General features: G+C 37.0%; 17 protein-coding genes and 1 tRNA gene. 6 read left to right on the forward strand and 12 right to left on the reverse strand.

Going from position 1 to position 19,488, the window contains the following annotated elements:
* Nucleotides 1–74 precede the first annotated feature (74 nt).
* The 4 genes from MKJ01_RS07265 to MKJ01_RS07280 all read left to right on the forward strand — a co-directional run bounded on the left by MKJ01_RS07265 (nucleotide 75) and on the right by MKJ01_RS07280 (nucleotide 3,963).
* Nucleotides 75–860, forward strand: a complete 786-nt coding sequence (locus tag MKJ01_RS07265) for a Ku protein (RefSeq protein ID WP_241613102.1) — start codon at nucleotides 75–77, stop codon at nucleotides 858–860.
* A complete protein-coding gene (locus tag MKJ01_RS07270; RefSeq protein ID WP_241613099.1) occupies nucleotides 860–1,462 on the forward strand; it encodes a DNA polymerase ligase N-terminal domain-containing protein in 603 nt (200 codons plus the stop codon). The genes MKJ01_RS07265 and MKJ01_RS07270 overlap by 1 nt, the downstream gene beginning before the upstream one ends.
* A 71-nt stretch (nucleotides 1,463–1,533) precedes the next feature.
* Entirely contained in the window at nucleotides 1,534–3,414 is a 1,881-nt protein-coding gene (gene ligD / locus MKJ01_RS07275) for a DNA ligase D (protein WP_241613097.1), read from the forward strand.
* 27 nt (nucleotides 3,415–3,441) lie between these two features.
* Complete coding sequence (locus tag MKJ01_RS07280; protein WP_241613096.1) at nucleotides 3,442–3,963, forward strand: hypothetical protein; 522 nt, start codon at nucleotides 3,442–3,444, stop codon at nucleotides 3,961–3,963.
* On the opposite strand, the gene MKJ01_RS07285 is transcribed toward MKJ01_RS07280, so the two are convergent.
* The 4 genes from MKJ01_RS07285 to MKJ01_RS07300 form a co-directional block, all read right to left on the reverse strand.
* Nucleotides 3,960–4,691, reverse strand: coding sequence for an SDR family NAD(P)-dependent oxidoreductase (locus MKJ01_RS07285; protein ID WP_241613095.1), 732 nt, complete (start codon nucleotides 4,689–4,691; stop codon nucleotides 3,960–3,962). The two genes, MKJ01_RS07280 and MKJ01_RS07285, sit on opposite strands and share 4 nt — an antisense overlap.
* 208 nt (nucleotides 4,692–4,899) lie before the next feature.
* Nucleotides 4,900–5,271: a preprotein translocase subunit YajC gene (gene yajC, locus MKJ01_RS07290; protein WP_241613094.1), complete on the reverse strand. Its 372-nt coding sequence runs from the start codon at nucleotides 5,269–5,271 to the stop codon at nucleotides 4,900–4,902.
* A gap of 4 nt (nucleotides 5,272–5,275) precedes the next feature.
* The gene (locus MKJ01_RS07295; RefSeq protein ID WP_241613093.1) at nucleotides 5,276–5,797 is read right to left on the reverse strand and encodes a DUF1573 domain-containing protein; all 522 of its coding nucleotides are present in this window, start codon (nucleotides 5,795–5,797) and stop codon (nucleotides 5,276–5,278) included.
* A 9-nt stretch (nucleotides 5,798–5,806) separates the two neighbouring features.
* Complete coding sequence (locus MKJ01_RS07300) at nucleotides 5,807–6,712, reverse strand: transcription antitermination protein NusB (protein WP_241613092.1); 906 nt, start codon at nucleotides 6,710–6,712, stop codon at nucleotides 5,807–5,809.
* Between the two features lie 90 nt (nucleotides 6,713–6,802).
* Between MKJ01_RS07300 and MKJ01_RS07305 the strand changes: the two genes are divergently transcribed.
* Together MKJ01_RS07305 and MKJ01_RS07310 are read left to right on the forward strand one after the other, a co-directional pair.
* Nucleotides 6,803–8,464 (forward strand): ABC transporter ATP-binding protein, encoded by a 1,662-nt coding sequence (locus tag MKJ01_RS07305; RefSeq protein ID WP_241613091.1) that lies wholly within the window; start codon nucleotides 6,803–6,805, stop codon nucleotides 8,462–8,464.
* A gap of 99 nt (nucleotides 8,465–8,563) precedes the next feature.
* Nucleotides 8,564–8,899: a DUF3276 family protein gene (locus MKJ01_RS07310; RefSeq protein WP_002976288.1), complete on the forward strand. Its 336-nt coding sequence runs from the start codon at nucleotides 8,564–8,566 to the stop codon at nucleotides 8,897–8,899.
* Nucleotides 8,900–9,020: 121 nt separating this feature from the next.
* Here the strand turns inward: MKJ01_RS07310 and MKJ01_RS07315 are convergent, their stop codons facing one another.
* From MKJ01_RS07315 to MKJ01_RS07350, 8 genes are all read right to left on the reverse strand, one after another.
* The gene (locus tag MKJ01_RS07315; RefSeq protein ID WP_241613090.1) at nucleotides 9,021–14,057 is read right to left on the reverse strand and encodes a DUF4132 domain-containing protein; all 5,037 of its coding nucleotides are present in this window, start codon (nucleotides 14,055–14,057) and stop codon (nucleotides 9,021–9,023) included.
* A gap of 24 nt (nucleotides 14,058–14,081) precedes the next feature.
* Nucleotides 14,082–14,516 carry a hypothetical protein gene (locus MKJ01_RS07320; protein WP_241613088.1) on the reverse strand — a complete coding sequence of 145 codons (435 nt, stop codon included), beginning with the start codon at nucleotides 14,514–14,516 and terminating at the stop codon, nucleotides 14,082–14,084.
* A gap of 316 nt (nucleotides 14,517–14,832) precedes the next feature.
* Nucleotides 14,833–14,908: transfer RNA gene (locus MKJ01_RS07325), tRNA-His, on the reverse strand.
* Between the two features lie 35 nt (nucleotides 14,909–14,943).
* Complete coding sequence (gene bshB1, locus MKJ01_RS07330; RefSeq protein ID WP_241613086.1) at nucleotides 14,944–15,663, reverse strand: bacillithiol biosynthesis deacetylase BshB1; 720 nt, start codon at nucleotides 15,661–15,663, stop codon at nucleotides 14,944–14,946.
* A 74-nt stretch (nucleotides 15,664–15,737) separates the two neighbouring features.
* Nucleotides 15,738–17,390: a tetratricopeptide repeat protein gene (locus MKJ01_RS07335; RefSeq protein ID WP_241613084.1), complete on the reverse strand. Its 1,653-nt coding sequence runs from the start codon at nucleotides 17,388–17,390 to the stop codon at nucleotides 15,738–15,740.
* Between the two features lie 108 nt (nucleotides 17,391–17,498).
* Nucleotides 17,499–18,371: a PstS family phosphate ABC transporter substrate-binding protein gene (locus tag MKJ01_RS07340; protein ID WP_241613082.1), complete on the reverse strand. Its 873-nt coding sequence runs from the start codon at nucleotides 18,369–18,371 to the stop codon at nucleotides 17,499–17,501.
* Nucleotides 18,361–18,558, reverse strand: a complete 198-nt coding sequence (locus MKJ01_RS07345) for a hypothetical protein (RefSeq protein ID WP_241613080.1) — start codon at nucleotides 18,556–18,558, stop codon at nucleotides 18,361–18,363. The genes MKJ01_RS07340 and MKJ01_RS07345 overlap by 11 nt, the downstream gene beginning before the upstream one ends.
* Before the next feature lie 76 nt (nucleotides 18,559–18,634).
* Nucleotides 18,635–19,474: an energy transducer TonB gene (locus MKJ01_RS07350; RefSeq protein ID WP_241613079.1), complete on the reverse strand. Its 840-nt coding sequence runs from the start codon at nucleotides 19,472–19,474 to the stop codon at nucleotides 18,635–18,637.
* Nucleotides 19,475–19,488 lie beyond the last annotated feature (14 nt).

Raw genomic sequence — 19,488 nt, forward strand, 5'->3', positions numbered from 1 at the left:
AATTATAAATACCACAATTAACGAATATTTTTCGCCCGGCACAATCATTGTACACTTTACTCAAAATCAAGACAATGAAAGCAATCTGGAACGGCGCCATTGGATTTGGCTTAGTCAACATTCCTGTTAAAATATATTCTGCCACGGAAATCACAAAATTGGATCTTGATATGCTGGATAAATCCGATTATTCCAATATCAGGTTTAAGCGTGTAAATGAATCTACGGGAAAAGAAGTAAAGTGGGAAAATATTGTCAAAGGATATCTTATGGACGACAAATACATTATTCTGGATGAAGAAGATTATGAGGCAGCGAGTCCCGAAAAATCAAAAATACTTTCTATTGACCAGTTTGTAAAGGAAGAAGAAGTCGATTCTGTTTATTTTGAAAACCCTTATTATCTGGAGCCACAAAAAAATGGTGAAAATGCTTACCGGCTTTTACTTAAGGCTTTAGCAAAAACTGAAATGGTAGGAATCGGAACTTTTGTCTTGCGCGAAAGCGAAGCCATCGGAATGATCAGGCCTTATAATGATGATATATTAGTATTAAACAGGTTAAGGTTTGCCCAGGAAATCCGAGAATATGATGATTTGAAAATTCCCGCTAAAAAAGCGCCGAAACCTGCAGAATTAAAGATGGCTATTAATCTTATTGAACAGCTTTCTCAGGAATTTGATCCTACCATGTATAAAGATTCTTATTCTGACGAACTTTTGAAAATTATCAAACAGAAAGCAAAAGGCAAAACGGTAAAAGCTAAAAAAACTGAACCCATCGAAGATGGTAAAGTGGTCGATTTAATGGCACAGCTGAAAGCCAGTTTACAGAATTCCAAATCTAAAAATGCATCCTGATGGCCTTACAAGATTACAATAAAAAAAGAAGGTTCGATGAGACCAGTGAACCTAAAGGCACTGCCAAAAAAAGCAAGGATAAATTGATTTTTGTGATCCAAAGGCATGCAGCTTCACGGCTTCATTATGATTTCAGGCTGGAAATGGATGGCGTTTTGAAAAGCTGGGCTGTTCCGAAAGGTCCCTCATTAAACCCGAAAGATAAACGCTTGGCGATGATGGTAGAAGATCATCCTTATGATTACAAAGATTTTGAAGGGAATATTCCTGAGGGAAATTATGGTGCCGGACAGGTTGAAGTCTGGGACAGTGGCACCTATGAGCCTCTGGATGAAACCAGCAAACTTTCTGACGAAAAAGAATTGCTTAAAGAATTAAAAGCAGGTTCGCTGAAGTTTATACTCCATGGTAAAAAACTGAAAGGCGAATTTGCTTTGGTCAAAATGAAAAATTCTGAAGGAAACGCCTGGTTACTCATCAAGCATAAGGATGAGTATTCTGAAGAGCATTACAATGCCGAAGATCACACCTCTTCAAAATCTGAGGTTTCAAAGTTTTTAGAGGAAAAAAAAAGCCTAAAAACGAACAAAAAGAATATATAGCTTCTTATAAAAGATTTAAAGATCCAAGCTCGCTGAGTGAAGAAAAAAAGCTTTCTTCCTATATTAAGCCGATGTTGGCCAAACTCCATGATGAGGCGTTTGATCATAAAAACTGGATTTTTGAAATTAAATGGGATGGCTACCGTGCAGTTGCAGATCTTAGCCGGGACGAACCACAATTTTATTCGCGTAACGGTATTTCTTTCCTGTCTAAATTTAAAAAAGTAGCCAATGATTTCAGCAGGCAACATCATAAAATGATCCTTGATGGCGAAATTGTTGCTTATGATTCCCATGGAAGACCCAGTTTCCAGCTGTTACAGCAAATTATGGATCATCCTGACCTAGCCTTGGTCTACCAGGTTTTTGACCTGCTCTGGCTGAACGGGCACTCTACAGAAAATCTTTCTCTGATTCAAAGGAAAGAACTTTTAAAAGAAGCTTTAACAGAAACGGAAGTTATCCGGTATTCCGACCACGTAACTGAAAAAGGAATCGCTTTTTTTGAAGAAATGAACAAGATGAAGCTGGAAGGCATGATGGCTAAAAAAGCTGACAGCGTATATATTGAAAACAGCCGAACCACCGACTGGCTGAAAATTAAATTTTCCAATACCGATGAAACGGTTATCTGTGGTTTTACAGAACCAAGGGGCTCCAGAAAAGGCTTCGGTGCATTAATCCTTGGAAAATATATTGACGGCGAACTGACCTATTGCGGTCATACCGGTACAGGCTTCAGCCATGAATCCTTATTGGAGCTGCGAGAAAGGCTTGAGAAGATTGCTGTTAAAAGCTCTCCGTTTCACCATATACCCACAACCAATTCCCCGGTTACATGGGTACAGCCTGAGCTGGTATGCGAAATTAAATATTCAGAAATAACCAATGACGGTATTTTCCGTCATCCTGTTTTTATCGGGATCCGTGAAGATAAAGAACCGGAAGAAATCACGGGTACGACACGATCCATCACCGAAAAATCTATAGATATGAAATCCAAAACCACTGTTCCGAAAAAATCAAAAATGTCTGATGATGAAAGCGAAATTAAATTAAACCGCCATACCGTAAAACTAACCCATCAGGATAAAATCTATTTTCCGGATGATGATATCACGAAGGGAGATATTGTGGAATATTATCAGTCAGCCGCAGAATACATTTTACCTTACCTAAAAAACCGCCCCTTATCGCTGAACCGTTTTCCAAATGGTATTGAGGAACAGGGATTTTATCAGAAAGATGCAAGTGACAATACCCCGGAATGGGTGAAAACAACCAAAGTGTTTTCAGATTCTACCGATAAATATATCGATTATATCATCTGTAATGATAAAGCTACTCTTGCCTATCTTAATAATTTAGGCTGCATTGATATGAATCCATGGAACAGTGCACTTCCCGATCTTGAACATCCGGATTATCTTGTCCTTGATTTGGATCCTTCAAAAAAGAATACCTTTGACGATGTCATCGAAACCGCTTTACAGGTAAAGGAAGTTTTACAGTCAATCAAAGTGAACGGTTACTGCAAAACTTCCGGAAGTACGGGAATTCATATTTATATTCCTATGGGAGGAAACTATGATTTTGACCAGGTAAAAGATTTCGCACACATTTTAATGAAACAGGTTAACAAAAAACTTCCGAAAATAACAACGTTAGAAAGAAGCCTGCAGAAAAGAAGCAGTAATAAAATCTATCTTGATTATCTTCAGAACAGGCAGGGTCAGACGCTGGCCAGTGTTTACAGCATAAGGCCTAAAGAAGGCGCATCCGTATCAATGCCTTTAGAATGGGACGATTTGAAACCGGGATTAAAACCGACAGATTTCAATATTCATAACGCCATAAAAAGAATTAAAGAAAAAGGAGATCTTTTTAAACCGGTCTTAGGAAAGGGAATTGACATGATGGCCGCTTTGGAACTGTTGCAGAATCTGAAATAATATGTATATTGGCTGTGAATCTATATAATGAAAAATTTTGGCACAGTCCTTTTATTGGTATTCTTGTTAATTTCTTGTAATAAAGAAGAACCGTTTTCAAAAAATACTGAATATTCATTTGAAGATATTCTGGATCATACAGATACCCTGTCAATAAACTCCCGATTTGATGAGTGTGGAGAATGGGGTGGCCATAAAGAGTATATAAAAATCTATTCATCTGACAAAAAAGAAATACTAAAGTATACAAAATATAAAGTAAACTGTGGAAACACAAATCATGTAGGTCAAATTATTCAAACAAAGGATTTTTCAAAAACAATTGTTTTATCAAAAGCTCAAAATAAGGCTGTAATGTATTATATGAATAATTTATTACAATTAAAATTCATTACTCAATCATTTGGCAACAGTGGAAATTCTTTTTCAATTAAAAGAAGTGATGGAAGCTTACATATTTCACACTATGGAAGCAGTCGCCTGCTGCTCAACAATTATAATGCTTTAATGAATGCTTTAGATTTTGACAGCATAAAAATAAATAACTAAGGCAGCTTAGCCACCAAACTTTCCGGTAATATTTTTAAAATCAAATAAATAATTTTCCATTTGAAATTCGGAACAATGATAAAGGAACTTCCGGCATTAACAATGAATTTTGCTACGTAATCCGGTTCCATAATCAAGGATTCATTTAATTGTAAACCTTCATTAATTTTTGTCCTTATGTAACCGATGATCAAAGCATTAACTTTAATATTTCTCGATATCAGCTCCTGTCTTAATCCTGACAGATATTGTGTGAACGCTGCTTTTGTACTTCCATATACAAAATTACTTTTTCTACCCCGGACGCCTGAGAGCGAAGATAAACCGATGATTCTTTCTAAACTTTTATTGGTTGTATCTGATGCAATAATATTGAGAATAGAAACGGCTCCCATATAATTGACCATCATCATTTGCCGAGTGTTTTTAAAATCCTTCAATGCTATTTCATTGTCTATAAGAAAACCTGCTGCATATAGTACGATGCACGGTTTAACAGGGAGCTCATTATAAAATCTTTGATGTGAATCAAAATCCACCGCATCAAAGTGCAAAACCGTGACCCACGAATTCAGGTCATTTTCTTTTACAAATATATCGAGTGACTTTGTATTCCTGGAAGCTGCCAATACGGAAAATCCTTTTTTGCAATACTGTTTTATACATTGCTTAGCAACATCTGAATTGGCTCCTAAAATAAGAACGGTTTGATGGGTATTTTGATTCATCGGATAAAGATATTATAAACCGGACATTTCATTAATCATCGTACAATTGAATATTTACTTCAATAAAGATTGATTATTGACTTATTATTCAACATGAATATAACAGAGATTTTAACAGAATGCTATCTGTTTCATTAATAGATCTAAAAGTTTCGGCGGGGTGAGCTTTGCTCACCCCGCCGAAACGAATATTTTTCAAACTGGAAAATTAGTTTTTCTCAGTTTCAATCTCTTTTTTTTCAGCAGTTTTATCTGCAGTCTTCGCTTTATCTCCGAAACGCGCTTCTGTAAACTCTCTTGAAACAGCCGCTTTTTCGAATTTCAGTTTTCCTGATAAGGTTTCAATGATGAAACCATCATCCTGAACCTGAGCAATTCTCCCATGCAGACCGGAAGTAAGAACAACCCTGGTTCCCACTTTTAAAGTTTCCTGGAAATTTTTCTCCTGCTTCTGCTTTCTCATCTGAGGTCTGATCATCAGGAAATAAAACCCTACAAACATTACCCCCATCATAATCATCATCATGGATGAGTTTCCTCCCTGGGCAGGAGCCTGTAAAAAAATGGCTGATAAACTCATAGGATTACGGTTGAATATTCGCAGTGAATGTTAATTTAATCGGTGCTTTTTCTACATTGGCAAACACATCCGCAAATTTATTAACGTTTCCATCAAAATTCGATGAATCGAAATGCAATGTAATTTTTCCTTTTTTACCCGGCATGATCGGCTCTTTAGTGAAATCGGGAGCCGTACATCCGCAACCTGGTTTTACCTCAGAGATTACCAAAGGATTGGTTCCGGTATTGGTAACTTCATATACATGCTCTACTTTGTCTCCTTTTTTGATTTTTCCGAAATCAAAGTTGCTTTCAGAAAGAGCCACGGTAGTTAATGGCTGATTGGAAGCCGGAGCAGCAGCGGTCTCAGATGAAACAGGAGTTACAGCAGCAGAATCGCCAGGAGCTGTAACTGCCGGTGCAGCATTTGCTGTAGAATCTGCAGCAACAGTTTCTGTTTCTGCTGTCTCCTTACTTTCTTTTTTGCAGGAAACTAAACCAAAGCCTATGACAGATAAGGCAATAATGGATAACGTCTTTTTCATATAATTAATTTATATTCTATTATGATCTTTACAATATTTATCTAAAATTCCGTTAACGAAGATATTCGAGCGGTCTGTAGCAAATACTTTGGCAATCTCGATATATTCATTAATAATGACTCTTGAAGGGGTAAAAGGGAAATTATCCAGTTCCGCAATGGCCGTTGATAAAATAACTTTATCCATAAGGGAAACCCTGTCCAAATCCCAATTCTCTAATCTTTCCTGAAGTTTCTTTTCATTGTTTTCCCAGCTGTCCAGCGTATTCCTCAATAATTTGATGGCAAACGTTTTGTCTTCATCATCTTTGATCATTTTGATCAATGTCCTGCTTTCTTCATCTTCTTTCAGGAAACCGATTGTTTTCTGAACCATTGAGTTGGCAATATGAATATCGTCATACCAAGAAATTTCTTTATCCCCGAGGTAATCATGAAAATCATCATTTTCAGCAATGTATCTTAAGAACAGTTTTCCGATAAATTTCTGATCTTCTTCAAAAGAATACCCTTCTTCCTTCATAAAATCCTGATACCGTTTTCCGCTTGTCATTCTCTGAAAAGTTTTCACTAAAAGATCATCATGCATATCCCATTTCAATTGCTTGTGCTGACCTGTAAAAAATAATCGTTCCGGATTTTCTTCAAGCTTCTTTAAGACCTTGTTATTGATGAACTTTTGGTTAGGATTGGTATCAGCATCCGATTTGATATATTTGTTCTTCCCGATTTCAATCTGATGTTCTGCCAATTCTTTAAGAGCAACCAAAAAATTCAATTCGTAGATGTAAAGATGATAGATTTTCTCTATTCCACTAAACATATTCTTCTCTAACACATCGAACTTTACTGGGTTCTGATAATATGAGTACACAGTCTGTACTGTTTTTTCACGGATTTGTCGTCTTCCTAACATTCAAAGAGCTTTTTATGGGCGCAAAGATACAAAATTTAAAATTGATGAAATTCTTAGTCTGATTACATTTTTGTAATTTTGCAAAACTTTATGAAAGCATTAAAAACTCTCAACCCTTATTTCTGGAAGCACAAAATATTGTTATTTTGGGGGGTATTATTTATTATTGCCAGTAATTTTTTCAATATTTATAAAATCCAGTTTGTAGGGAAATCAGTAGATGAACTTACAAAAAACGGAAATCTGGGATTCAACCGTCAGGTTCTGCTTTATGTAGCTATTATTGTAGGCTGTTCCCTGTTAACCGGTTTTTTCACTTTTATGATGCGGCAGACCATTATTGTAGCGTCACGGCGTATCGAATATGAATTGAAGAATAAAATTTACCGCCATTATCAGGATCTCTCTTTAACGGAATATAAACAGACCACTATCGGAGATTTGATGAACCGTTTAAGTGAAGATGTGGTTGCAGTAAGGATGTATCTTGGCCCGGGAGTGATGTACGTAGCCAACCTGATCGTCCTTGTGGTGATTACAGCAATTTATATGTTGAAAACGGATGTTTCAATGACGCTCTGGACCTTGCTTCCTCTTCCTGTTTTATCATACGCGATTTATAAAGTAAGTTCTGTGATTAACAGGAAATCGAAGATCATGCAGAAAAGCCAGTCTGCCATCTCTACATTTGTACAGGACAGTTTTTCAGGGATCAGGGTGGTGAAATTCTTTGCCCGTGAACAATACATTGAAAAAAATTATGGTGTAAAAGTCACCGATTACCAGGACAAAGCCCTCGATCTTGCAAAAACAGAAGCTTATTTCTTTACTATTATCCTGTTCGTCATCGGCCTGCTGAATGTAGCCATTATCTGGATTGGCGGCCAGAAATATATTGCCGGGGAATTGAGCATCGGTAAAATTGCAGATTTTTTTATGTACATCAATACCCTGATCTTTCCTTTCTCTATGGTAGGCTGGGTAACCTCCGTGAACCAGAGGGCAGAGGCTTCGATGCAGAGGATTAATGAATTCATGGATAAAAAGTCAGGCATCGTCAATAAAAACTTTGAACACTATCCTGTTAAAGGCGATATTGAATTCAGGAATGTTTCTTATGTTTATCCAAATACAGGAATTAAGGCACTTAACAACATCAGCTTTACTGTAAAAGCAGGAGAATCTTTAGCCATTATGGGAAAAACCGGAAGCGGAAAATCAACCATCGCTTTATTGCTCTGCAGGCTGATTGATCCGACTGAAGGTGAAATTTTAATCGACGGAAAAAATCTGAAAGAGCACAATCTTGAAAATTACAGAAATGCCATCGGATATATTCCGCAGGAAAGCTATTTATTTTCTGATTCTATTGAAAACAATATCGGTTTTGCCATTGACCAGCCTACTCATGAAAAAGTAGTAAAATATGCAAAAATTGCGGATGTTGATAAGAACATTACAGGGTTTAAAGAACAGTATAATACCATGGTAGGTGAACGCGGAGTCATGCTTTCGGGAGGACAGAAACAAAGGATATGTATTGCCCGGGCCCTGATTAAAGACCCTAATATTATCATTTTTGATGATTCCCTGTCGGCATTAGACACTGAAACCGAACAGAATATACTGGAAAACATCGACAGGAAAATCCTTAATGCAACCTCCATAATCATCACGCACAGAGAGTCTAGCGCACAAAGAGCAGACAAAATCATCAACCTGACTGAAATTAACAATTCCCTAACCGCTTAGCGGTTTCATTCACAAATGTTAAATAAATCATAAAAAAAATTTTGTGATTAAAAGAAAACTTTTATATTTGTTCTTAACAAGATTAAAAAATATCTAACAATGAGTGAATACAAGGAACGCCATGAAAATGAAATTTTCACTAAGGTGTTAAAAGCAGGGAGAAGAACTTATTTCTTTGATGTGCGCGAGACGAAAGCAGGAGATTATTATCTTACGATTACCGAAAGCAAGAAGAATTTCGGAGAGAATGGAGAAGCTACATTTGAGAAACACAAAATTTATCTTTACAAAGAAGATTTTAAAAGTTTTCAGGAGATGTTTAATGAATCTACAGATTTCATCATTAATGAAAAGGGAGAGGATGTTATATCAGAAAAGCATGATAAAGACTTCAAAAGCAGATCATACACTATAGACTCTGACGACGAAGTTTAAAATAATTAAAAAAAACACAAGCATCTGAAAAAGAGGATGCTTTTTTTGTGGCTTAATTTGTAAAAATTAAAAGGTACACTTTATGGGTGTACCTTTTCATATTATAAGCTTTAAAATAGTTCTACACAAAATCTCTCTTGATCTGGGATAATATCGTAGGATCCTGTATTTCATGATCTTTCGCAAGGAGCAAAACTTTAGACAAAACTTCAGCAGATTTCGGATCATCATCAGCAAAAGGCAGGAATAATCTTCCTCTGTGCTGCGAATGAACAGGAAGTATTGACAGATATTTCCCAGGAACCTGATGCACAACGGCACTCCCTAAATGAACACTGTAATCCGTCATCTGACCCTTGATTAAAACATGGGAACCTTCAATCTTAATATGGCCCAGTTTAAACAATCCAGCTGTTTCTTTCACTAGTACAGCCCGCATTTCAATCGATGAATGGCTCGCTTCAGGATCTACTCCACCCACATGAGCTACGGAAACCACCAAATCGATATCACGCATCACTTCTGAAAAAATCCGGGGATTAATATCTTCAAAAGGAATATTTTTATAATCTTTTAATGAATGGAATTCTATCGTTTCAAGCGTTGGACTTTCTACATCGGCCGGAGAAAACCAATCGGCTAAGGCATATAATTTTACCTGAAATCCTTCTTTATGATACACCTTCTGCAACCCTTCTTCATAATCTACCTTCCATCCTCTTGTTTTCAGCAGGGCTAATGCCTGTTTAGGCTGCACCTGATGCCCGGCGTAGCGGCGGGATACGGATTTCTCCTGTAACTCATCCGGCGTAGGCACATATAATTCCCTGAAAATCTGCTTAAAAGGCTGGATTACTTTTTCTTCAAAACAATAACGCTGAAAATCACTCCATACGGAATGTTGATGCAAATCTACACAGTGAGCAATCCTTAATGTACTGTCTTCTCTCAGTTCATGTATTTCTCCCTGAGCATCCACCAGATGGCCGCTGTTGAAAAACCCTATCTTATGATCCTCTGAAATAAATATGAGTTTTTCCAGATGTCTTACTATAATCGGATGTTCAAAAAGATTTTTTATTTCTGTATACAAAAATTCATCACCCCGTATCATCGCTTCTTCCAATCCCTTCCGGGAGCGGCTCCACTGTTCGCGCATGATTTTACGGCTGTTCACCAATTCTACAACCGCTTTATCTCTTTTAATTTTCGGAGGAATGGATTTTAATTGTTTATCCTCTCTGAAAACCACCAATTCAGCTTTTCCACTATCTTCGATAATCAAACCGACCGTCACCCCATCAACTGTAACCTGGGTTTCTTTTGATAACAGATTTTGAATTTGTTTGGTTTCCATTGCCCATGTCAGCCGAATAGGATCAGGATATCCTGCATTACGGGCTAAATTTTCCAAAGCCACGCGCACAGACAAAGCTTCACTCGCCTGCTTCATCGAACCGAACTCTTTGCTTTCTTTTTTAAACTGCTGAATATATTCGTACCGGCTTAAAACATCTTTTTCAGGATTTGTTTTGCTCAAAGGGACCAGTCCATATACCCGAAGATAATCCTGGTCACGCTTGTCTTTTACTTTTGCCGTTACTTCCTTTATTTTCAGGCTGCCGGTTAAGGTATCGGAATACAGCCTTGCCCTTCGGTGGCCATTTCCGTCAGAAATATATTTAGCAGAATCATACAGCATTTCCCAACGTGCTTTTCCCAATTCTTTATAAGCCTTGGAAAACCAATCTTTATCTACAGCACCATCCTGGAACTCCTGAACATCTACCGAGGAATATTTTGCCACCTCACTTTCAAGTTTTGAATTCTGGGCCTGGTAAGCACTTGTTTTTGTGTGGGCATGCATCCACCAGATAGCGGAATCCAAACCTTTCCAACCCAGATAATTACTGATCAGCTTCTGCCATTGCGGAGCATAGACGGCAGCCTGGATCAAGCGAAGTTCCGTGATCTTTTCTTTCTTTACCATTTCGTTAAATGATTCCTGTGTATCGGTTTCTAACGGATAACAGTTGGATAACAGATAAGAAAAAAGTTTTTGCTTCGTCATGCTGTCACCGCTGTAACTATAAATATAGTTTGCATACAGATTTGATTTGCCTAAGCCCTTTAAAATCTGTACAAAACGCTCTGCACCGTGAACTGACTGGAATTCCTGGACAAAATGTGAAACGGAAGTCCCCGCGTCGCCACGGATCAATTCGATATTCAAAAATTTATTCTGAATATCATTAATCATCGATTTCAGGAAAGGAAATGTTTCCAGATATCTTTCACTGTGATGATGAAATTTTGTCGTTGTAAGATCCTTAATGGCTCTTTCTGCCGTGAAAATCCCTTCATACATTTCATCTTTAGTAATGAGCTTCAATTCATATGCTTTACAGAACAAGTAGAAACCCGGAACCGTGTGCTGAATATTTTCTTCCAATCCATTGAACTGTATCCACCGGTATAAATTCCAAACTTTTGCAAATTGTGCATCACTCAGCTTCTTCAATGGTACTGCCTGTAAAAACACCGTAAAAAAGCCCTGTTGCTGCCAGCCGTCTCCATTATTACCATAATAATAGCCATCACGTTTTGCCTTATGGTTAATGATATCTTTCGGCAGATTGGAAAACAAAGTACTGCTCGCATCGATCAGGAAATCATTTCTTTCCTGAAATGGAAATTTATATTCCAGAGACATGAGAATTGTTTTAATCGGATTATTCCAGTAATAATCATTTTTAAGAGGATTAGGAATAAGATCCTTGTGATAAAAAACGTATTTTTCCAGAAAATCACGGAATTTTTTACGGTCACAACTCTCTGCGAATGTCAGCAGAAACAAATCTCTCGGCTCCAGCTTAGAATCTTTAAACCATTGTTCCCAAATCTCATGTAAAGGATAATTTTCTGCCAACTGTTCACCTGTGAAACCATCCGTATTTCTTTTAATCTGACGAAAATTATTTCCCATCAGTTCTTTTATTAAAGAACCATTCCAGTCTTCTGTCTCATATTCATAATCTTTATTAACCAGGAACAGTTCATAGAGCTTTTTTAGTTCTTTTTTAATATAATCCTGCGACTGTGTAAAACCATAGGGATCATTTTTTGTTGCTTTTGCATATACTGAATCCGTATCTACATCTGGCAGTTCGTATTTTGATTTAACTGAAGGGTCATAAAACCCGAAACCGTTTTCAGCAGAAATAATTTCTTTATCAGCAGAAGGATTTAACTGATCCAGTAAATTTTGTTCTCTTTCCGAAATTTTTGACCTTTCCGAATATTGCTGTAACCACTGATTAATCTGCACCGGAATTTTATTATTCTTCTGAAGCTGGAGCATCATATCCAAAGCAGCCGTTCTCTGCTCAACATCCCCTTTTGTAATAAGCTCATCCACTAAAGGAATCAGTACTGCATCTTCCTGCTTCATCATCAGCTCGATAAGTTTTTTACGAAGATTTCCGCCTTTTCTTTTAAACAGGTCATGGAAACTCATTGCTTCTTCTTTATTCAAAGGATTTTGCTGCAAGACGTTAATTCCCGAAGCCACCAAAGACTCTCCTCTGTCCTTGATGATTTTAAAAGCAAACTCTTTCTGGAAAGAAGTTACCTGTTTTTTCTTCTTTTCAAAATTATAAGAATAAGAATAACAGTAGAAATCTTCCAGAATATTTCTCGTCAACTGCTCACGCAGTGCCAAGTCAAACTGGTCGAAATAAGACAATACCAGATCCAGTTTTTCACCATTCTCTCCTACAAGATAAAACATGGAAGCATACAGGTCGCTTTTATTAAATACTGCATTTTGCCATGAGAAGACCTTTCCTTCAAATTTCTTTTCTTTAGTTTCTATGGTTTGGGTTAATTCGTGAAGCTTTTCAAAAAAACCCGGATAATCCGGATTGTTGATATAGAATTTTGTTTTTGCATTGGCACTTAACAATCCAGCCATTGCATTTCCTGCAAATGCCAGCACCTGGAGGCCGCCATCTTTTACAGCCTTATAAAATATCGGCATCTGAATATAAGGATCGCCGGTCTCTATTGCGAATTTAATAGCCAGGCACTTTTTTTCTACATTTCCTTCGTCAAATAGCTGATGAAGATAAGGAACCGTTTTTTCCACATTCCATACGCCCTGAACCCAAAGTGCCATATAAATGTCGTTGTTATTTTTGCTTTTTAAAGCTTCAGGAATGAGTTCAGGATTACTGAAGTAAGTATTCGCCAGCGAAACAATATTTTTAACTACGGTTTCTTTTTCAGATTCCCATCCAAGACCGGTCCAGGTTCCTATCGCTCGCACGACAGATGAGAAACGCGTAAGTTTATTATCAGCAATTACCTGGAGCATGTATTGTAATGCTTCCGTACTGGTTTCGTCCAGAGATTCCAGAATGGTCTGCCTCAAACCTTCCTGCCGTTGAGCAGATAACAACAGCTTCTCAACCAACTCCCAACACTGTTCTTGTTCACTGTTTAATAAAGCTTGGATGATATTTCGCGAAACCTTTCCTTCAGGGTGCTTATTGAAAATAATATCTTCAATTAACTGATAAAGTGTCTTATCCCCTGTATCAATGGCTGCCGACCAAATATAAAACTGACCTGAACTGTTTGACAGCTGGCTGTCATAAATGATCTGCTCTTCCAATGAGAGGTTGTAGTATTGATAGCCCGAACCATACGAATACATACTTGGAAGCTCTAATAGGCTTCTTAGTAAATTAACCTGATTCAGCAGAACGAACCTTTGATTATCAGGGGCACGGAATGAACGGCGCCCATAACCTGTCTGATACATTTTATAAGGCATTTTATTCCATGCATATTTTACCAGATCCGCTCTATCACCGAAAAAATAGACCAGTAAATCAAAATAATCTTTATTTTTCCAAAGATCAGGTTTGATATATTTTTTCAATTTTTCAGCCTCCGAAGAACCCAGAGTAATTTCCTGATAATAATTATGATTACCAAGCAATAACAGTCCCAGTTCTGCCGCTTCTTTTTTAAGTTTAGGTTTGGAAAAAAGTTTGGAAAGGAATCCTTTTTCAACCTGTTCCTTAAGATCTTTCTTTAAATTTTTATGATAGTCAACAACTTTTTTCGATTTTAATTTTTCGCTAATTTCCATAAAGTTTGTGATTTAGTATAATAATTACCAATAGCTTCCTGCCAGAAAGGTGAGCCTGATGAAAGTGAAAGTATGCTGTAAACTTAAATCGATAGCCTGTGTAAGACTCTCAATTTGTTCGTCATTATAAAATACTACAAAAATTCCGTCTTCGAAAGCCTGAATGGCATTTTCCTGGGCCTTCCCAAGATCCGCTCTTTTCTGATTATAAATACTATCAAAACCTATTTTTCCTGTGTCTGTAAGAATATTCAGGTAGTTTTCCTGCGGGATTTTGGAAAGATCTTCATCTTCTACTTCAAATGGTTTTGCATTAAACGCCTGTACCTGTTGCTGAACAATAAGCTTTAAAAGATTTCCTAATGAAATACTGTCTTGATGATAATCAATTTCAAGACTTTGCAGGGTAAGAACAGGATGTTTCCTGCCCAGTTGCTTTACAGTGACCTTTATTTCCATATATTTTGTAGATTGTCTTCTAAAAATATGAAAATATTTTTACTACCACATTTTATATTTTTCAATTATTTTTAAGCATAATCAGATTTACAAGCATTGATTACAGCAAAAATCTTTTTTTGAAAAAAAATATATCAGCAAAAAGTAAGGAAAAGTTTCAAAAATAAAATACAAATTAAATATTGGGGTACCGAAATTGATACTTATTATTGAACTTAGCGAAAAATTTAAATTATTCAAAGCAAGACGGATATTATTGTTTTCGCGGAAATATATAAAATAAAAAAAGTACACTTTTAAAAAAGTGTACTTTTTAGGGTGAATGAGGGGTCTCGAACCCCCGACCTTCGGAACCACAATCCGACGCTCTAACCAACTGAGCTACAATCACCGTTTTGTGAGTGCAAATATAGGAAATATTTTTTAGTTACCAAATAATTCCGTCGAAATTTTTCATCGCAATCAGCTTCTCAGACGTAAATCCCTCAGCATAAGTGACTCCTGATAAACGTCCAAGATCCTGAGCACGATATGTCAGGCTCTCAAAAAAGTCTTTTGAAGTAATAGGGGTTTCCGGTTCTTTAGATGTCGGGTCGTAAAATTGAGTTTTGAATGCCATACAGGCTTTAATCTTTTGATCAAGATATTCTGAAATATCAATAACAAACTCCGGTTCAATATTTTTCCATTGGATATAGTGAAAAATCTGTTTCGGTCTCCAGGCTTCCTGATTTTCCCCGTCTAAAACCGTTTCTATTTTCCTAAGTCCTGATAAAAAGCATGCATCCGATACTAATTTCGCTGCTTTGGCATGATCCGGATGTCTATCATCAATTGCATTTGCCAACACGATTTCCGGGCGGTATTTGCGGACCATTTTAACGATCTCTATTTGATAAGCCTGAGAATTCTCTAAGAATCCGTCTTTCAACCCAAGATTCTCTCTTGCCGCAATTCCTAAAATCCCGGCAGAATCAGCAGCTTCAGCTTTTCTGGTTTCATCAGTACCGCGGGTTCCCAATTCCCCTTTAGTAAGGTCAACAATAACACAAATTTTACCTTCAGAAACCATTTTCGCAATAGTTCCGCCACATCCCAGTTCCACATCGTCAGGATGTGCCCCAAAAGCAAGTATATCTGTTTTCATCTGTCAAAGATAAGGCTTAAATAAAAGCTTCCCAAACATTACGAATGGGAAGCTTTATATAATTAATATTTTACTTATTTATTAATCTCAGCATTTAGTTTAACAGCATCCTGATAAGTAGGATCTAGTTGTACTGATTTTGCAACATAATCTTTGGCTTTAGCAAGATCATTATCTTTACTCATATATGCTACAGCAAAATAAGCATAAGCTAAGGTTTGTTTGTTGGCTTCCTGCTCAGCAGGTTTTACCGTAGAAATATATTTCTCATAAGCAATTTTTGCCGCTTCATTATTTCCTGCCTGCTGATAAGAATATCCTAAACTGTAATGACCAGGTGCCCAGTCAGGAAGAAGTGCTGTCATCTTCTGCCATGTCATAATCGCTCCGTTCCAGTTTTTAGCATCCTGATAAGCAGTTGCCAATTTAAACAGAGAATCAGAATCCTCAGCATTAGCAGCCACTTTCTGCTTTAACGCTTCAATGGTAGGATTGGTTGGGCCTGCATCAACAGAAGACTGAGAAGCACCTCCGCCTCCTGCGATCTTAGCTAATTCCATATCCCATTTCATTGTTTCATCTTTTGCAGCTTTGGCAATACCTACTTTCTGCTGAGATTCAGTCATTAAAGCTGTCTTTTTAGCAGCATCCGTTTCTGTCTTAGCTAAACCGGCAGCAATAAGACCCTGAAGCCCCTGATCCGCAGCCTGGATTCTTGTTTTGTCCGCCTGTGAAATAAAGCTGTCCATACTCTGCTTTGCCTCTGTATATTTTCCATCGGCATAAAGCTGATATGCTCTCAGCTTAAATTTAATAGGATCATTGATCTTATCAAAAATTTTATCTAAAACCTGTTTTGAATTGGCATAATCTTCATTGGTAAAATAAAGCTTAGCAATTTCCAATTGAGTGTAAGGATCCTCATCCGCATATTTTGTATAGTTGATCAAATCCTGAGTCGCTTTTGCATTTTGCTGGTATCTGATGTCATAAGCAGCTAAAGCCTTATAAGCCGGAGCATAAGACGGATCGGTAGCAATTGCTTTGTCTATACTCGTTTTCGCCTGCTGCCATTGCTGAGCTGCCATCCATAGAGTTCCGATTCTTGTATAAACAGAAGCTTTGTTTTTAGCCAACGGAAGCGCTTTATCATAAGCTGTCATTGCATCTCCCGGCATTCTCTTAAGCCTGTAAGCATCTCCCAAAGTATAATAATAATGGGCAGGCACTTCTTTTCTTTGAGCTCTTTCAATAGCTTTATTTAAGAACTGAATCGCCAGGTCAGGCGAGTTATTCTTTTCAAACAATGTCAGTGCTTCTGCAGCCCTGAATAAAACTTCAGCGTCTTTCTCTCTCGAATCACTTACAATTTTCTGAATTTCCGCTACTGCAGATTTATCACCTTTTCCAAGCTTCACAGCGGCCAATCCTATTTTATTTAAATAGCTTTTTCCATCTGCCGCTAAACCTTTATTAAAACTTTCAGTGGCTGCTGCAAAATCAGGCTCACCTTGCTTCAAATAAGTATTTCCTAAGTAAAAATAATTCTCAGCGGTTGGTGCTGAGGCAATCATATTCGTAAAATTAGTTTTTGCCTGAGCAAACTTATCGCTGTCCATACTGTTGATACCATCCTGTACCGTCTGTGCAATGGTAAGGTTAGTAAAAAACAATACAGCTGCTCCAAAAGCAATCTTTTTTACACTCATTTTCATTATATATTTCATTTTTTATTTATAAATTGACATTATATCATCGCAATTTCCAGACCAAAATAATGTATTTATTTTAGCTATGAGTCACTTTAATACTTTTTATAATGCATTTAATATTTTTTAACGCATCTGTACTTCTCTTCTGTAAAGATTATAAGGCTGTAATCCTTCCTTCTGAACAATCATTTGTCCTAATTGTGTACAGGAATATCTAATGAACCCATTAGCTAGATTAAAATTTCCCTCATTAGTTAAAAAATAAAGTATTCTTGTGAAAGGATAATTCATAGTACGCAAGTTCTCAGGATCCGGAGTATATTGCTTACCTTTATATTCAACCGGCAGAATTTTGACCATGCTTTTCAGCTGCTCAGATTCTTTATCATAGGGTCTGCTAAAGGTGTTAAGTCCAATCACACCGATTTTATCAGGATATTTATTGAGTTCCTCGATAATATTTTTATTTCCCGGAATTACAGAATATTTTAAGTCTTTCGGCTGCTTCTTTAATTTTTGGGCAACAAAATTAAGATTGCTTGAATTGGCACCGTCAAAGATAAATTCCTGATTATCAGAAAGCATTGCTTTATTAATCTCCTCCATAGAAATACTTTCTTTTGAAGAGCTTTTCGGAACAATAAAAACAACAGCATCTGCTGCAAATTTTGCCGGTAAAAATTTAAGATCTACCTGTTCTTCATAAGATTTTATTTCTGCAGGTGAGAGATCTCTGGACATCACAATTATTCTGGTTTTGTCTTTCAGTAAATCCAGAAATCCTAAATCTTCTTTTTTAGTCGCTACTTTAATCTTTGTCTCAGGATAATTAATCATATACCCATCTGCCAAAGCTTCTGTAACACTTTTAAAAGATTCATCCGTAAGAATGGTCATTTCACCTCTGTGATAAGACGGCGTTTTATCTTCGTTTTTGCAGTTCATCACGATCAGACCGAGGAAAAACAGTATTATAATTTTAAAATTATTTTTCATCTTCTGAATTTTTAATTCTTGTAACCGCCCTATAAATTCTGAAAATACCGTAAAGAATAAGGAGAGCCCCTAATGCATAGGCAATACCCGGCTCCAAAACCGTAAAGAAGAATTTGTAGAGCATAACTACAACTCCCAAAACGATATAAAACAATCCCGTAATGAGGGATAACCAATTGAACATCATATAGCAAAAATACCAAAAAAAATAAAAAGGGAAGCATAAGCTTCCCTTTTTTATTATTATTTAAAGATAATGTAAATTATCCCTCAAAATTCATCGTCAGAGGTAATCTGAATCGGTAACGTACAGACTGCCCGTTAATTTTAGCAGGAGTCCATTTGTTTTTAATCGATTTGATTGTTCTGATGGCTTCAGCATTAAAATCTGAGTTTTTCCCGGAAGCCTTAACGTCAGTAATACTTCCGTCTCTTTCTACTACGAAAGTGATTTCAGTTTTAACAGTACCTTCGTCTCCGTTCATTGCAGAACCGTCAAAGTTACCTGAAACCTTGTTTCTGAATGCATTAATACCTCCTGGGAATTCTGCAGTCTGCTCAACTTCAGTATACACCTGAGTATCACTTACCTGAGGTTTAAGTTCAACTGCGTTTCCTTTTCCACTTGACGGCGGTGGCGGTGGCGGTGTATAAGCCGGAGCTTTTACTCCTGCCTGATTTTCCAGACCAGTCGTAGTTTCCAACTGCTTGGAAATCGGTGGCGGTGGAGTTTCTATTTTCGGAGCTTTTACCGGCTCAGGAACTACGTTCTGAATCACCTCAATTTTCTCTTCCTCTTTTGGCGGAGGTGGCGGAGGTGGTTCTTCTTCCTTCGGCTGCTCAATAATAGGCTCGTCCTCAAGAATATTAATCAGATCAGCTTTTATCTCTTGTGGAGGTGGTTCGGAAAGCCTCTTAATAGTCAGGTAGATAAAAGGAGACAAAGCTGCAACAAGGAATAATGCTGTTCCAACGATAAAAGATTTTGTCAGAAGTCTTGGATACTGATGTCTTAAATCATAAGCACCATATTCTTTGTTTCTATTTTCAAATACGATTTCATCTAAAGTAAGATTAGGATCGTATACATTTTCATTTGCCATAGATTTACAATTTT

The organism is Chryseobacterium sp. SSA4.19 (genome assembly GCF_022601875.1).
Lineage (GTDB): Bacteria > Bacteroidota > Bacteroidia > Flavobacteriales > Weeksellaceae > Chryseobacterium.